This is a genomic window from Phyllobacterium myrsinacearum (assembly GCF_002980555.1).
GTDB classification, from domain to species: Bacteria; Pseudomonadota; Alphaproteobacteria; order Rhizobiales; family Rhizobiaceae; genus Phyllobacterium; species Phyllobacterium myrsinacearum.
Map to the genome: position 1 here is coordinate 278,336 of NZ_PVBT01000007.1, position 14,222 is coordinate 292,557.

Here is a 14,222-nt window from a genome sequence, read left to right on the forward strand (position 1 = left end):
CTCTGTTCCAACCAACTGAGGGGCTATCTGACTAGAGCCGCCGCACCACTGTCGGCTTGCCGTAGAGATAGGCAATACGCTCGATGGCATCGTGCAGAGGCTCAAGCGTCACGCTCATCGTGTGACCGCTTGCATGCAGCAGCATGGAGTGGCTGGCCATCATCGCCGCATGCCCCTTCCAGAAAACAAAATCACCGCGTTTCAGATTGTTGTAATGTGCGTCCGGCTCGATCGCATCGCCGATTGTATCAGCCTGCATGTCGGAGTCGCGCAAGACGGACTGACCGGTCATCAGCAGGGACAACTGGACGAGACCGGAGCAATCAATTCCGAAACCGGACACACCGCCCCACAGATAGGGCGTGTGCATCAGGGTCTCGGCAACCGCCACGTGATCATCGGTGACTTCATCAATCGGAACGAGATGCTTGGCAATGATGGCCTCGCCGCTTGGCAGGATGCCGTAGAGCGTTCCACGGCGTTCCTCGCCGCCCTTTATTGTGACGAGCGATCCCATGGACAGTGCATTGGTCGGGGGAAACTTCAGATCAGATCCGGGATAGACAAATGTGCGCGGCGCGATGACGATATGCGTGGGCTCATCATAACGCTTGTCCAGCGCCGTATCGACGACATAGCCGACATATCCGTCCCGTTCGTTCTGGACCCAGCACCAGCCATTGCTGTCTTCGAACACGAGGACGTCATCGCCGAACAGGAACTGTGTGGTTACGCCAGCATCGCCGCGTGCTGCACCACGCACATCAACGACCGGATCGGCAATGCGCATGGGCTTGCCTTGCACGAAGTGCTCCGCTTCCACCTGTCCGCGCAGGCTTTCGTCCGCCAGATCGGGGCGGAATGCATTCAACCGTTTATCCAATGTCACAGGGGTAATCCTCTTGCCTTGGCGATGACGAGATCGCCGAGCTTTTCAACATAGAGCGCACCTTTTACCGTTCTTTTGACGAGAACATTGCGCTTGTCTTTTTCGTCACGGTGCCGGTCGACCAAACCATAACCACCCATTGTATCCAGCGCGCGGGTGATCACCGGCTTGGTCACCTTCAGCTTGGCAGCCATACCACGAATCGTGTGCGGCGGCGGCTCGAGATAAACCGTCAGCAGCACGGCCAATTGCCGCATCGTCAGGTCATGCGCGTCATCCCGCACTTCGGAGACCGCAATTTCCTTCCACAATGTCAGCGCCTGAAACGGCTTCAACTCAATCTGCATAGACGGCTTCCGAGATCATTTCGGTTCCGTATCATTTTATTCCTCGCAGCCTGAAGTGCAAGCGGTCATAACCGGTCTGCAACTTCCGGCCGGACACAGATTGACGTACCCCCGTTACTTCCCGGCCGGGAAGCGCATCTTCAATACGTGATAGAGTGCCCTGATGGCCTGCGCTTCCCCGCCAACGGGAGAATGCGGCTTCTCCACCGGGTTCCAGCCATAGATATCGAAATGCCCCCAGACCCTGGTCTTCTCGACAAAGCGCTTCAGAAACAGTGCCGCTGTCACCGACCCGGCAAAGCCATCGGTCGTCACATTGTTGATGTCGGCCACGCGGGATGAGAGCCTTGCTTCGTAGGGCTGCCACAACGGCATGCGCCAGACCGGATCTGCCACGGCTTCGGACGCCTTGGCCACATCGGCCGCAAAGCCGTCATCCGTCGAATAAAAGGGCGGCACATCCGGGCCAAGCGCAACACGCGCTGCGCCCGTCAGCGTTGCCATGTCAATCAGGATTTCCGGCTCTTCCTCATCGGCCAATGCCAGCGCATCGGCGAGGACAAGGCGGCCTTCCGCGTCAGTGTTGCCAATCTCGACCGTAATTCCCTTGCGGCTGGTCAGAATATCGCTCGGACGGAAGGCATTGGCCGAGATGGAATTCTCCACCGCAGGTATGAGGACGCGCAAACGGACCGGCAGTTTTGCGTCCATGATGATGCCCGCAAGTGCCAGCACGTTGGCGGCACCGCCCATGTCCTTCTTCATCAGAAGCATGCTGCTGGCAGGCTTGATATCAAGGCCGCCCGTATCGAAGCAGACGCCCTTGCCCACCAGGGTTACCTTGGGAGCATCCTTCTTGCCCCATTGCAGGTCGATCAGCCTCGGTTCCTCGCTTCCAGCGCGGCCGACGGCATGGATCATCGGAAAATTCTTCTTGAGCAGCGCATCGCCCTTGATCACCGACACAGCCGCCTTGTGCTCATCGCCCAGCGCGCGCACGGCGGCTTCCAACGCCTCGGGGCCCATATCGTTGGTAGGTGTATTGATGAGGTCGCGCGCAAGCGTAACCGCCCTCGCCTGGCGCTTCACGTCGGCTTTGTCAGCACCTTCCGGCAACGTCAGCGTGACGTTTGCGTCGTCCTTCTTCGTGTACCGGGTAAACTTGTAGCCGCCGAGCAGGAAACCGAGAGCAGCCAGATCGGGCGCGCTGACGGGGCCTGCCAGATGCCAGGCGCCTTTCGGCAAAGCCTGCGCCAGTTTGCCTGTCGCAAGGGGATTGTCGTCCTTGCCGGTCCCGAGCAATGCGCCAGCGATCCCGCCCTTTTCGCCGGGAACAATGAGCAATCGGCCGGCCTGCCCCTCGAACCCGTTTGCCTCAGCCCAGGCAAGCGCTGCCGGATCGAGTACAAGCGCCTCCAGCCCGCCCTTCGGTACAAACCAGACAGGCTTGCTGTCCGATGATTTCTGCTTGGTGATTTCGGCTGGCATGGTCGTTTGCTCCTCGGGTCAATTTTCTGCTTTTGCGCCAGCGAAGGCGGCGTCATTAACGGTCCGTTAGGGTTAACAGAATATTTCTTTCACATGGGATTGGTTAACGCACCAATGATGTGCGGCGGGATCGGACGGGGCAAATTATGACAAGCGCAGGGATTATTCAACGCAACCGCCGGCTCATTTTTTCCGTGGCCATGGTTGCCGTTGCAATCGGCATTTCCGGCTGCGCCACCACCGATAAGACAACCACCGGCTCCATTGCGCCCGCCGCTTCGACAGCGGTTCCCACCGGCAATTTTGACCAGATGAACGCGCAGCAGCTGGCGCAGGCCTCCACCAGCCTCGGCGCCCGGTACCAAAGCAATCCGAAGGACAAAACCACCGCAATGAATTTTGCCGGGGTATTGCGCATGATGGGGCGGAATGATCAGGCGCTGGCAGTCATGCGCAGCCTTGCCATCGCCTATCCGAAGGACCGTGAGGTTCTGGCCGCCTATGGCAAGGCCTTGGCGAGCAGCGGTGAGTTCGAAGCGGCGCTTGGCGCAATCCGCCGTGCCCAGACGCCCGAATATCCGGACTGGAAGCTGCTTTCCGCCGAAGCCGCGATCCTCGATCAGCTGGGCAAAACCGGCGAGGCCCGTGACATCTACAAGCAAGCCATGGATCTCAACCCGAACGAAGCATCGCTTCTTTCCAATCTCGGGATGTCCTATGTGCTGTCGGGCGAACTGAATACGGCCGAAACCTACATGCGCAGGGCAGCCAGCGCGCAGGGAGCCGACAGCCGGGTCCGGCAGAACCTGGCGCTTGTGGTAGGACTTCAGGGACGGTTTTCGGAAGCCGAAACGATTGCCAAACAGGAGCTCGCGCCGCAACAGGCGGAAGCCAACGTCAAATATCTGCGCTCCATGCTCGCCCAGCAAAACTCCTGGACGATGCTGAAGGACAAGAAGAAGCCCAATAGCTGATAAAACGAAAAAGGCCGCTCTGATCTGGCGGCCATTTTCTGGAACTATGTGCGGATCCCGATCCTATTTGAGGGCTGTCCCGAATAGCCCGCCCTGCGCCGAGACCTGAATCACAGCCGGCCCGAGAATGACGGCAAAAAGCACAGGCAAGAGAAACAAGATCATAGGAACCGTCAATTTGGGCGGCAGGGCCGCGGCCTTTTTTTCCGCCGCGTTCAACCGGGCTTCACGGCTCTCATCGGACAAGACACGCAATGCGCCGCCAATGGACGTACCATAACGCTCCGACTGCGTCAGTGCCTGGACCACGGCCTTGACCGATTCAAGTCCCGTTCGCGTGGCTAGATTTTCATAGGCTTGCCGCCGCTCGGGCAGAAAGGACAATTCCGCATTCGTCAGGACGAACTCTTCCGCCAAAGCTGTCGACTGGACCCCGATCTCCTCGGAGACCTTCTTGAAGGCAGCTTCGATGGACATTCCGGATTCAACGCAGATCAGCATGAGATCAAGTGAGTCCGGCCATGCCATCTGGATCGAATGTTTGCGCTTGCTGCCTGCGTTGCTCACATAGAGATTGGGCGCGTAGAAGCCCACATAGCCGCCGATGAGACAGACGAGTATTCGGACCATTGTCGGATATTGTATCAGGCCATTCATGCCGAACACCCAGAAGGCGGTCAGGCTGAGCGTCAGGAACGGCAGACCAAAGCGCGCCGCCAAAAACAAATTCAAGGCATTCTGCCCGCGAAATCCGGCGGTGCGCAGAGAGGCCAGTGTTTTCTCATCGGCCAGCGCCCGCTGCAGATCCAGCTTTTCCACGAACTGGCGAACACCCTGCCTCTGCACCATGCGCAGGCTACCCTGCGACGCAGCCTTGTGGCGGCTGATGCTTTCCGTGGCGAGGCGGGTCCGGTCCTTGGCACGCAGCTGATCACGCTCCAGCGCCACGGATTTCATCCGCGTCTTCAGCACGGAGGTCCGAAGCTTCGGCAGGAAAACCGTTACCACCGTTGCAAACGCTGAGATTGCGACAAGGACCGTCCGGACTGTATCCGGATTGTCCTGCACGGCCTTGAGAAGGGAAGAAAACACCGCGCTTACTCCGCTCAGAACTTGAAGTTGATCATTTTGCGCATCACGGCGATGCCAATGGACATCCATATGCCGGAACACACCATGATCATCTTGCCCATATCGGTTGTGAACAGAACCATGATGTATTGCGGGCTGGACAGGTAGACGAGGCCCGCAACGACGAACGGCAAGGCGCCGATGATATAGGCGGAGGCCTTGGCTTCCATCGACAGGGCCTGAACCTTCGCTTTCATCTTTTTCCGGTCGCGCAGCACGCGGGAAAGATTGCCAAGGGCTTCCGACAAATTGCCGCCTGCTTGCGATTGAATCTGAATGACGATGCCAAAGAAGCTTGCTTCCGGACAGGGCATGTATTCCGACATCCGCATGGCCGCCTCCGGAATGCTCACCCCAACCTGCTGCATGTCAACGATCCGGCGAAACTCGGTACGAACCGGTTCCTGCGCTTCCTGCGCGATCAGCCGGATACCGTCATTGAGCGGCAGACCGGATCGGATGGCGCGCACAATGACATCGATGGAATTGGGAAATTCGTGCAGGAATGCCGCCACCCGCCGCCGGCGCCGGAAATAGACGAAGGCGCGCGGCAGCCCCAGCGCACCAATCAGGAAAAAGCCCGGAGCCAGATAAAGCGGTGCGCCGAAGAAGGTGCGCAGCAGCACCAGAACCAGGCCAACAACACCGGAATAAATGTAGAAGCGCTTCACGGTCACTTTCATGCCCGCCTGCTGCAACAGCATTTTCAGCGGCGGTGACTTGATGTTCTTGTCGCGCAGTTTCTGCCGCTGATCGATATCGTTCAGCGTATCCTGGACCGATTTGCGGCGTCTCGTCGCTTCAGCCTGCTTGTCCCTGGCGGTTGACTTGGTCAAACCGTCCGTCGCGGCCAGCTTGACCGATTTCAACCGGTCATCCGACTTTTTCTGCTGTTCGATGCTGTCAAAAACAAAGAAGTAGGCAAGCGCGGCAACGGCAATCGTTGCCAACAGCACGAAGGCGAGTTGTTCAAGATCAAGCCCGAACATGATTGCTCTCCCGCCGTGCCATATGGATCATGATTGCAATTCCATCGCATCGATGGCTTTGGCCAATCTGTGTTCCTCATTGTAATAGCGGGCGCGATCCCAGAATTTCGGCCGGCTTATGCCGGTTGAGACATGTTTTCCAATCAGCCGGCCATTCGCATCTTCGCCGTCGATGTCGTAAAGCATGAGGTCCTGGGTGATGATGACATCCCCTTCCATGCCAACAATTTCGGTCACATGCGTGATGCGGCGCGTGCCGTCGCGCAAACGGGCGGCCTGAATGATCACATCGACAGAACCAACGATGATCTCCCGCACCGTTCGCTGCGGCAGCGCAAACCCGCCCATGGCGATCATGGATTCCATGCGGCTGAGACATTCGCGCGGGCTGTTGGCGTGGATGGTGCCCATCGACCCGTCATGACCGGTGTTCATGGCCGACAGAAGATCAAACACCTCCGGTCCGCGGACTTCGCCGACGATGATCCGCTCGGGACGCATGCGCAGGCAGTTCTTGACCAGGTCACGCATGGTGATCTCACCCTCACCCTCCAGATTGGCAGGACGGGTTTCAAGGCGCACCACATGCGGCTGCTGCAGCTGAAGTTCGGCCGAATCCTCGCAGGTGATGATGCGCTCATCCCGGTCAATATAATTCGTCAGGCAGTTCAGGAGCGTGGTCTTGCCCGAACCGGTGCCGCCGGAGATGACGATGTTGCAGCGAACGCGTCCGATGATCTGAAGCAGCTCGGCACCCGGCGGCGAAATCGCACCAAGGCGCACCAGCTGATCAAGTGTCAGTTTGTCTTTCTTGAACTTGCGGATGGTGAGCACCGGCCCATCGAGCGCAAGAGGCGGCGCGATGACATTTACACGCGAGCCATCGGGAAGGCGCGCATCGCATATGGGACTGGATTCATCGACGCGGCGGCCAACCTGGCTGACAATGCGCTGGCAGATGTTCAGAAGCTGCTGGTTGTCGCGGAAGCGGACGCCCGATTCCTGGACCTTGCCAAGCACTTCAATATAGGTTTTGCGCGCACCGTTGACCATGATGTCGGCGATATCGTCACGGGCGAGCAAAGGCTCCAGCGGACCATAGCCGAGCACATCATTGCAGATATCGTCGAGCAATTCCTCCTGCTCGGCGATCGACATGGCAAAATTCTTGATGGCGATGATATCGTTGACGATATCGCGAATTTCCTCGCGCGCCACATCCGGATCAAGTTTGGACAGCTGAGAGAGATCGATCGTGTCGATCAGGGCCGTAAAAACCTGCGATTTTGTGTCGTAGTAGCTCTCGTTCTTTTCACGCTGCGGTGCGACCGGCTTGGGCGCCTGGTCGACGACCGCCAGACGCTTTACCTCGCCAATATCCCGCGGCTTTGCCGCTTCCGCGGCAAGCGGAGCATGACCCATGGGCAACGCCGTCTCAAGCGCAAGCGCCCGGAACTCCTGGACAGGGCGCCCTTCGCCCGTACTGCCGCGTTTGCCGAACATGGCTCTATTCCTTCATCGTCATTTCTTGCGCTTCAGCTTGGACAAAACCGCGGAAAGCACCGGCTTCCGCTTGGCCTTCAGCTCCAGCCGTCCCGTCAGGATGTGGGCAATCTCATTGATGTTCTGGACAATCGCATTGGCGGAATCGGTCTCGGCGAGCATCCGTCCGTTGTTTGCCGCGTTCCCGAACAATGCAGGCTCGAAAGGAATGACGCCGATCGGCATGATTCCCAGCGGACTGCAGAAATCGGCAGGCGCGATCTCCGGCCGTTTGGGAATTCCGACCTGATTGAGAATGAGACGCGGCGGTCCATCGTTCGGGCGCAGCTGTTTCAAGGTGTCCAGCAGGTTTTTAGTGTTGCGCAGATTCGCCAATTCCGGCGATGCGACGATCACGATCTCATCTGCACGCGCCAGGGTTGTGCGGGTCCAGCCGTTCCAGGTGTGGGGAATATCCAGAATGACATGCGGCACGGACCTTTGAGCCACGTCGATCAGATGGGCAAAGGAATCCTCGCGGAAATCGAACACGCGGTCCAGGGTTGATGGCGCTGCCAGCAGTGACAGGTTTTCAGCGCATTGCGCCAGCAGCCGGTCCAGGTAAACGTCATCGATGCGTTCGGGTGAAAATACTGCTTCCGCTATGCCTTGCGGCGGGTCCTGGTCGAAATTGATGTTGGCAGTGCCATAGGGCAGATCCATATCGGCAATGACCACCTCGTTCTTGAAAAGCGAGGAGATGCACCATGCGATGTTGTGCGACATCGTCGAAGCGCCGACGCCGCCCTTTGCGCCGATAAACGCAATGGAGCTTCCCAGCGGCTTTGCGTCGGGATCGACAAAAAGACCGCCGATCACGCCAATGATATCGGCCAGATTAACCGGTGCGACCATATATTCCGAAATGCCATTGCGCATCAGTTCGCGGTAAAGCCAAACGTCATTGTAATGCCCGATGACCACCACTTTGGTGCTTGGATCGCAAACCTCGGACAGGGCGGTGAGCTGTTCCAGCATGTCGCGCGGGGCAGCCGATGATTCCAGAACAATCAGATTGGGTGTCGGCACCGTCTGAAAGAGTTCAACTGCTGTCGCTATTCCACCCATGTGAAGCTGTGCATGTGTTTTCGCCATGCGGCGGTCTTCGCTTGCATGCGATATCTGCTGTGCAACAGCATCGCTCTCGCAAAATGCCTGTATTGAAATTCGGGGAATTGGCCGGAAAGCGTGCAGGCCCGCACCAGCCGGCCGGCCATCGCCATCCCCGAATTGATTGTCTGTTTCAAAGGCCAACTGGCTCATCGTAGAATTCCGTGTTTTGTCGAAAGGTCTCTTTCAGCAATTAGTACTGGACTTCCTGCCTGATGATCGGGGTGGGAGGCGTGGCATTTCTGTAGGCATCGATCACTTTGCCGCGACGCTCCGCATCGATCGTCGTTGTCGCCCTTGGCCCGAGGAGATCCGCGGGGTTGGCTATCTGCGCCGCCAGATTGTTCTGGCTGGCGCAACCAAAATTGGCATAGTGCTTGTTCTCCGCCGTATCGAGCAGATCCTTGGGCCACTGGCCGCACGGCCCGGTCGAGGCCGTCATGGCCGAGTAGGACAAACGGATAGGCGCCGATTCATCCGAGGCAGCCCGATACCGCTCACTGGAGATATTGAACGGCTTGACCCCGCTCCGGCGCAACACGGCAACAATGTCCTCGCGCAGGCGGCCCGCAGCGTGCTCGTTTGGCGTGCCCGACGGCAGCAGTATGTGAATGACGCCCGAACCGTTGGCATGATAATTGGTCAGAACATTCTGCACGATGCTGCGCTGGGTGATCGACAACCTGTTGTCGGCATGACCCACCGGGATGTCGGCAACCTGCTCTTTTTCAGAGATGACAATGGGATGGTTGGTCCGATAGTCGTCGGGGATGCTCCCGACGGTTGTGCTGCGGTCTGCACATCCCGCAAGCAGAGCGACGGCGAGAAGGGCAAGCACCGGTTTCACCGGCTTGGATTTCCTGAGGGCTGACATGGCGGGGTCCTTGCTCATTTGTAGATGTATCCGACAACGCCCTCATACCGGCCGGCCGGCGGGGTGGCCGCTTTCGTTCCATAGACCCGGTTGACTTTACCGAGGAACATGCCGGCCGCATCGCTGGCAAGATTGAGATTATCATCAGGCCGGGCAAGGGCGGTCCGGGCAACCGGCCGTACCAGATAGGGTGTGATAATGATGACAAGTTCCGTCTCGTTGCGCACGAATTCGCGGCTGCGGAACAGCGTGCCGAGGACCGGTATTTTGGACAGCCCGGGAAGGCCTGAGATAGCTTGTCGCGCATCATCCCGCATCAAGCCGGCAATCATCATGGATCCGCCGGAGGGAAGCTCCACAGTCGTGTCAGCCAGGCGCTTGCGGATGGATATGACGTTGGTCGAAGGTTTTCGTTGCCCAACGCTCAGGGATGCCGATCCTTCCAGTGTCGGTTCGGAAACAGATGTACGCACTTTGAGACTGATCCGTCCCGGCGATAGAACCACGGGAACAAATTCAAGGCCAATGCCGTAGTCGATCTTGCCGATGTTGTAGGTGACTTTTCCCTTGTCATCGACATCCGAGCCATTGATCATGTTGTATTCGCCGCCGACACGGAACGTGGCTTTTTCCCCCGAGATCGCCGTCAGCGTCGGTTCCGCCAGCGTTTTCATCACGCCAGCCAGTTCCATGGCATTGATATAGGAGTCGATCGTGGCACTGCCGATCGAAATGGGAATGCTTGCACCGGAACTGCTCAGGCCCTTCCCGACAAGGGAGGCCAAATTTTCCGAGCCGAACAGGATGCCGTCGGATTTCGTGGATCCAACCATGTTGACGCCGAGCTGTTTCATCACGGAACGGCTGACTTCCGCAACCGTGACCTTCAGCGTCACCTGATCTTCGCCGGCGATCTGGATCAGATTGACGATCTTGCTCTTCTGCCGCGCCTCATTCGGGTCACCAATGACAACGCTGGTATTGCCGTTGCCGCCGCCAGCCGCATTCTGCTGATACTGGCCCGTGGTCGCTTCACCGCCGGTGACCAGGAGGGTCGCAAGATCCGTGGCCCGCTTGGCGTCAAGCGGCGTCTGCACCGTTCCGGTCAGGATCACATTGTCGTTCAACAGTTCGACCTTGATATCGGAATCCGGGATATATTTTTTCAGGCTGCCCTCAAGGCCGGCGACATCACGTTCGATCACCAGATCGAAACTGGCCAGCTGTTCGCCGTTCGGCCCAAAGACGAAAACATTGGTCTGGCCGACCTGTTTACCGAAGAGATAGATGCGGCGCGCCGTCCGGGTCACTGCATCGGCCACGGTCGGATTGGCGACAAGGATATCGTAAGCATCCGCCGGAAGATCGACCACCAGGGATTTGTTGAGCGCAAGATTGATCCGCTTTGTCGCGCCCTGCCCCTGGTTCAACTTGACGATGTTGCTTTGCGCCACGGCCGCTGTCTGAATCGGCAAGGAAGCAATGCTGCAGCCAACAGCGACAAGTCCGGCTTTCCAATACCGGTGTGCGCGATGGCCAGGTTGCCCCATTGTGAACATTGCTCCGAAACCCATTTTATTTGCGCCCCAATATTTCAGTGACAGTCCCGGATTTGATCAGCTTGACGTTCCCGGCCCGGCCGGGTGAATTGACGAGATATTCCGCACCCGGCCCCGTCGGCTCCTGTGCATCCTGCAGGGACCGCAGCACCAATGTCATGCGGCTGGCCATCTGCTGGGCCACTGCCAGTATCTCCGCCTGCTGCGGCGTGAGCTCGAGCGTTGCCGTGGATCCGACCTTGTTCTTCTGGCCTGTTTCGTCTTCCTGGATAGTCTGGTCGATGGCGAGAACCCGGACATTGCTCAAAATGGTCTCGGTGGCGAACTGCTTCTGTTCGCCTTCGATCTGCCGGATCATGATCACATCGACATAATCATTGGGCAGGATGAAGCCACCCGCCGACGTATCCGCAGCAATCTGCGTGGCCACGGCGCGCATCCCGGATGGCAACTGCGCGGACATGAAACTCTGGCCCTTGCCGATCAGCTTGGCTTCCCGAATGGGTTCTCCCGGAAATATCTGCAACCGCACGGTGGAGCCGCGCAATTCTTCCTCGGCATTGGGCCGGTCCGCGCGCTTGATGTAGCCATCGGCCAGGGCAGATACCGGCCAGGGTTGCCAGCGCATCTGGTTTCGCATTTCGGCGCCGACACCAAGCCCGTCCGTGGCAACCAGCACGTCCTGTAATTCAATCTGAGGTAGCGGAACCGTTTGCACGACGACCGGCACATCGGGCTTCATATTCGTCGCGATATAGCCAGCCGCACCGGCGGCCGAAATCGCCACGATGAGAATAACAACGCGTGCCTTTTGCATCGATGAACCCCAATAGACTTTTGTCTAATTTACCCAGGGTTGCACCTTGACTTGGCAATCGTGTAATTATGGTTAACAGTTTACTTAAAAGGACAAAAAACGACGCTCGCCGGCATTCGGTTGTACCGCCTGCAGGGAAGCTGCACTGTTTTCACGGTAAATCGATCGGTGAACGGGGAAGGCCCGCCGTCAGGCATGGGCCAACCGGTCTATCACCCAGACGCACAGGGGTGACGACGGAAACATGATGAGGCCGGCAGCGCCAAGGGCAACACCGTAGGGAACACCTTCGTTCTTCTGTGCCAGCCGGTGCATGAAGTTGAAGCGGCCGGCATATGCGATAGCGAAATGCGAGCTGCGATATTTGAGGATGGCCAGGGTAAGCGCGCCGCCGAGCAGCGACATGAAAAGCAGGTAGCCGGCCAATTCCACATTCCAACCCATCCAGACCGCCGTGGCGGTCATGAGCTTGGCATCGCCGCCGCCCATCGTTCCCATTGCAAACAGCAGGAACGTGACGGCAAGCACCACGGCTCCGGCGGCAAAATGCAGTCCATAAATATCCCAGGGCATTCCGGTCATGGGCGCCAGAACGGCAAAGGCGGCAAGGAGTATAAGCGATACACGATTTTGGATCGTCATCGACAAAAGATCCGATATCCCGGCAAAGGCCATGGCGAAGGGGAAAACGATCAATATCGCAGCTTCAATCATCGCGCCGTTCCATCAAACCGGGTGGCGGAAGCGTTCCACATATCAACACCACCCAGGACATTCATTTGCTCGCATTGCCTACGGTTGTCGCAACGCCATCATAGGTTGTCTGTACTGCGGTCCCGAGCGCACCGGCGCCGGCGACGATGCCAAGGGAAATGATACCGGCAATCAACGCATATTCTATGGCTGTCGCGCCCGACCGGTTCCGGGGAAAATCCGTGAATACATTGCCATCTGACGGAGCGAGGCGCCTTGCATTGAACATCATGATCTCCCCCGCATGCCTGCTATCCTTGACAGTGGCTGACTTCGTAACGTGATGTCCTCGACAATATCCGCTGCGCATTGCTTTCAGCTTAAGAAAGACCGTTAGGAAAAGATGAAGGCGAACCGTAAAATCCCGCGTTTCGCCATGCCCGGCCGCTCCGCCGCCACGGATGGTGCCCACGAGGCAATTATACTTAACGATAAGTTCACGGGGTTAAGCCTTCTTTCACCAATCATCGGCATCGTTCATCCAACGATTTGCGAAGGGCACTCCCATGGTTCGATACAACGGCCAACGACGTTTCGGTCGGCATGCAACAATGATCGCACTCATGCTCGCGGCCGTCCTGTCCGGGAGGGCGCAGGCCGATACGGGCATTCACGTGGTCATGAACCAGGCAACCGTGCTGAAACTTGCCCGTCCCGCCGATACGGTCGTGGTCGGCGATCCTGAAATAGCGGATGCCGTTGTCAAGGATTCCCGAACCGTCGTGTTGACGGGAAAGGGATTTGGCATGACCAATATCGTGATCATGGACGCTGAAGGCGGGGCGATCGTTGACGATCAGGTTCTGGTCAGCCGCAGTGTTGCCAATACCGTGCGCGTTTACCGGCGCGCCTATGTGCAAACACTCTCCTGCTCTCCCTTCTGCGAGATATCCCAGAAGACGAATGCGGAAAAGAAATCCGACACGGAAATCGGCGGGAACTGACCGGCTTGTCGTGACCGCTTGCATCACGGTTGAGAAAGCGTGAATTCAGGCATCACAATTTGCACTTTCCTTCACACGAGATTCTAATATCTGCCTGATAGAGCTGTGTCCGTTGCGGGGAGACGGAGAAGGTCCAGTGATGATGAAGGCAGCAGTCAGGGATGAACCACGCGGAAATTCCGATTTGCCGGAAAGCAGGCGTCCCGCCGGAAAAGGCTCGCTGCCCGCGCGGTTCTGCAAACACAATCGCGGCAGCGTCGCCATTGAATTTGCTATGATCGCCCTTCCCTTCTTTCTCCTGATCTTTGCCGTTGTCGAAGTCACCCTCAGCTTCACCGCCGAACAGGTCATGTCCAACGCCGTTGACGATATTTCGCGCCAGCTGCGCACCGGGCAATTGAAGACAACGGATGTCAGCGACGCCACAAAACTGAAAGCGCGGATTTGCCCCCAATTGTTCATGGCCGCCACGCCCTGCCCCGATCTCGAGGTTGATCTGCAGACCTATGCGACGTTCAAAACCGTACCCACGACAATCCCGCTCAAATCGGACAATGACGTCGATGTCAGCGCTCTGAAAGTCAATCCGGGCGGTGCTGGTACGATCAATCAGCTGCGGATTTTCTACCGCTGGCCCATTTTGACCGATTTGATGAAGACCCGTATCGCAAGCATACAGAGTCAGGGCAAAACCCTGCTGTTCTCCACCGTCACCTGGCAAAATGAGCCTTACCTCTGATGCGCCGCCAAGCAACCGATCATCTGTTTTCTTCCGCGAAGGCTTCTGCCATGCCGGCATTCAAAA

At 57.8% G+C, this 14,222-nt stretch carries 15 protein-coding genes; 3 read left to right on the plus strand and 12 right to left on the minus strand.

Features of this window, described 5'->3' with window-relative positions:
• Nucleotides 1–31: 31 nt before the first annotated feature.
• From C5750_RS21730 to C5750_RS21740, 3 genes are all read right to left on the minus strand, one after another.
• The gene (locus tag C5750_RS21730) at nucleotides 32–898 is read right to left on the minus strand and encodes a C40 family peptidase (RefSeq protein ID WP_199537990.1); all 867 of its coding nucleotides are present in this window, start codon (nucleotides 896–898) and stop codon (nucleotides 32–34) included.
• Nucleotides 886–1,236, minus strand: a complete 351-nt coding sequence (locus C5750_RS21735; protein ID WP_105736645.1) for a MarR family transcriptional regulator — start codon at nucleotides 1,234–1,236, stop codon at nucleotides 886–888. The genes C5750_RS21730 and C5750_RS21735 overlap by 13 nt, the downstream gene beginning before the upstream one ends.
• A gap of 114 nt (nucleotides 1,237–1,350) precedes the next feature.
• Nucleotides 1,351–2,724, minus strand: a complete 1,374-nt coding sequence (locus C5750_RS21740; RefSeq protein ID WP_105736647.1) for a leucyl aminopeptidase family protein — start codon at nucleotides 2,722–2,724, stop codon at nucleotides 1,351–1,353.
• Between the two features lie 146 nt (nucleotides 2,725–2,870).
• On the opposite strand from C5750_RS21740, the gene C5750_RS21745 reads away from it, so the two are divergent.
• Nucleotides 2,871–3,698, plus strand: coding sequence for a tetratricopeptide repeat protein (locus C5750_RS21745; RefSeq protein ID WP_105736649.1), 828 nt, complete (start codon nucleotides 2,871–2,873; stop codon nucleotides 3,696–3,698).
• Between the two features lie 63 nt (nucleotides 3,699–3,761).
• On the opposite strand, the gene C5750_RS21750 is transcribed toward C5750_RS21745, so the two are convergent.
• The 9 genes from C5750_RS21750 to C5750_RS21790 form a co-directional block, all read right to left on the minus strand.
• Nucleotides 3,762–4,790: a type II secretion system F family protein gene (locus tag C5750_RS21750; RefSeq protein WP_245421198.1), complete on the minus strand. Its 1,029-nt coding sequence runs from the start codon at nucleotides 4,788–4,790 to the stop codon at nucleotides 3,762–3,764.
• 14 nt (nucleotides 4,791–4,804) lie between these two features.
• Nucleotides 4,805–5,818 (minus strand): type II secretion system F family protein, encoded by a 1,014-nt coding sequence (locus C5750_RS21755; protein ID WP_105736653.1) that lies wholly within the window; start codon nucleotides 5,816–5,818, stop codon nucleotides 4,805–4,807.
• Nucleotides 5,819–5,845: 27 nt separating this feature from the next.
• Nucleotides 5,846–7,321 (minus strand): TadA family conjugal transfer-associated ATPase, encoded by a 1,476-nt coding sequence (locus C5750_RS21760; protein WP_105736655.1) that lies wholly within the window; start codon nucleotides 7,319–7,321, stop codon nucleotides 5,846–5,848.
• An 18-nt stretch (nucleotides 7,322–7,339) separates the two neighbouring features.
• Nucleotides 7,340–8,623 (minus strand): CpaE/TadZ family protein, encoded by a 1,284-nt coding sequence (locus C5750_RS21765; protein WP_105736657.1) that lies wholly within the window; start codon nucleotides 8,621–8,623, stop codon nucleotides 7,340–7,342.
• A gap of 40 nt (nucleotides 8,624–8,663) precedes the next feature.
• Nucleotides 8,664–9,362 (minus strand): CpaD family pilus assembly protein, encoded by a 699-nt coding sequence (locus C5750_RS21770; RefSeq protein ID WP_245421199.1) that lies wholly within the window; start codon nucleotides 9,360–9,362, stop codon nucleotides 8,664–8,666.
• On the minus strand, nucleotides 9,359–10,894 hold the full coding sequence (locus tag C5750_RS21775; protein WP_105736790.1) for a type II and III secretion system protein family protein: 1,536 nt from the start codon (nucleotides 10,892–10,894) through the stop codon (nucleotides 9,359–9,361). Before C5750_RS21775 ends, C5750_RS21770 begins: the two co-directional genes overlap by 4 nt.
• 25 nt (nucleotides 10,895–10,919) lie before the next feature.
• Nucleotides 10,920–11,720: a Flp pilus assembly protein CpaB gene (gene cpaB, locus C5750_RS21780; RefSeq protein ID WP_105736659.1), complete on the minus strand. Its 801-nt coding sequence runs from the start codon at nucleotides 11,718–11,720 to the stop codon at nucleotides 10,920–10,922.
• A 189-nt stretch (nucleotides 11,721–11,909) separates the two neighbouring features.
• Nucleotides 11,910–12,434, minus strand: coding sequence for an A24 family peptidase (locus C5750_RS21785; protein WP_105736661.1), 525 nt, complete (start codon nucleotides 12,432–12,434; stop codon nucleotides 11,910–11,912).
• A gap of 61 nt (nucleotides 12,435–12,495) precedes the next feature.
• Nucleotides 12,496–12,705 (minus strand): Flp family type IVb pilin, encoded by a 210-nt coding sequence (locus C5750_RS21790; RefSeq protein ID WP_245421200.1) that lies wholly within the window; start codon nucleotides 12,703–12,705, stop codon nucleotides 12,496–12,498.
• Nucleotides 12,706–13,024: 319 nt separating this feature from the next.
• Here C5750_RS21790 and C5750_RS21795 point away from each other — a divergent pair, with 319 nt between their 5' ends.
• Both C5750_RS21795 and C5750_RS21800 read left to right on the plus strand, forming a co-directional pair.
• The gene (locus C5750_RS21795) at nucleotides 13,025–13,417 is read left to right on the plus strand and encodes a pilus assembly protein N-terminal domain-containing protein (RefSeq protein ID WP_105736665.1); all 393 of its coding nucleotides are present in this window, start codon (nucleotides 13,025–13,027) and stop codon (nucleotides 13,415–13,417) included.
• Nucleotides 13,418–13,556: 139 nt separating this feature from the next.
• On the plus strand, nucleotides 13,557–14,156 hold the full coding sequence (locus C5750_RS21800; RefSeq protein WP_105736667.1) for a TadE/TadG family type IV pilus assembly protein: 600 nt from the start codon (nucleotides 13,557–13,559) through the stop codon (nucleotides 14,154–14,156).
• The last annotated feature ends 66 nt before the right edge of the window (nucleotides 14,157–14,222 follow it).

Bases quoted from the DNA above. Each gene is read 5' to 3' on its own strand.
- C5750_RS21735 (WP_105736645.1), bottom strand. From the start codon at position 1,236: ATGCAGATTGAGTTGAAGCCGTTTCAGGCGCTGACATTGTGGAAGGAA.
- C5750_RS21765 (WP_105736657.1), bottom strand. From the start codon at position 8,623: ATGAGCCAGTTGGCCTTTGAAACAGACAATCAATTCGGGGATGGCGAT.
- C5750_RS21755 (WP_105736653.1), bottom strand. From the start codon at position 5,818: ATGTTCGGGCTTGATCTTGAACAACTCGCCTTCGTGCTGTTGGCAACG.
- cpaB (WP_105736659.1), bottom strand. From the start codon at position 11,720: ATGCAAAAGGCACGCGTTGTTATTCTCATCGTGGCGATTTCGGCCGCC.
- C5750_RS21800 (WP_105736667.1), top strand. From the start codon at position 13,557: ATGATGAAGGCAGCAGTCAGGGATGAACCACGCGGAAATTCCGATTTG.
- C5750_RS21745 (WP_105736649.1), top strand. From the start codon at position 2,871: ATGACAAGCGCAGGGATTATTCAACGCAACCGCCGGCTCATTTTTTCC.
- C5750_RS21785 (WP_105736661.1), bottom strand. From the start codon at position 12,434: ATGATTGAAGCTGCGATATTGATCGTTTTCCCCTTCGCCATGGCCTTT.
- C5750_RS21760 (WP_105736655.1), bottom strand. From the start codon at position 7,321: ATGTTCGGCAAACGCGGCAGTACGGGCGAAGGGCGCCCTGTCCAGGAG.
- C5750_RS21770 (WP_245421199.1), bottom strand. From the start codon at position 9,362: ATGAGCAAGGACCCCGCCATGTCAGCCCTCAGGAAATCCAAGCCGGTG.
- C5750_RS21775 (WP_105736790.1), bottom strand. From the start codon at position 10,894: ATGGGGCAACCTGGCCATCGCGCACACCGGTATTGGAAAGCCGGACTT.
- C5750_RS21790 (WP_245421200.1), bottom strand. From the start codon at position 12,705: ATGATGTTCAATGCAAGGCGCCTCGCTCCGTCAGATGGCAATGTATTC.
- C5750_RS21740 (WP_105736647.1), bottom strand. From the start codon at position 2,724: ATGCCAGCCGAAATCACCAAGCAGAAATCATCGGACAGCAAGCCTGTC.
- C5750_RS21795 (WP_105736665.1), top strand. From the start codon at position 13,025: ATGATCGCACTCATGCTCGCGGCCGTCCTGTCCGGGAGGGCGCAGGCC.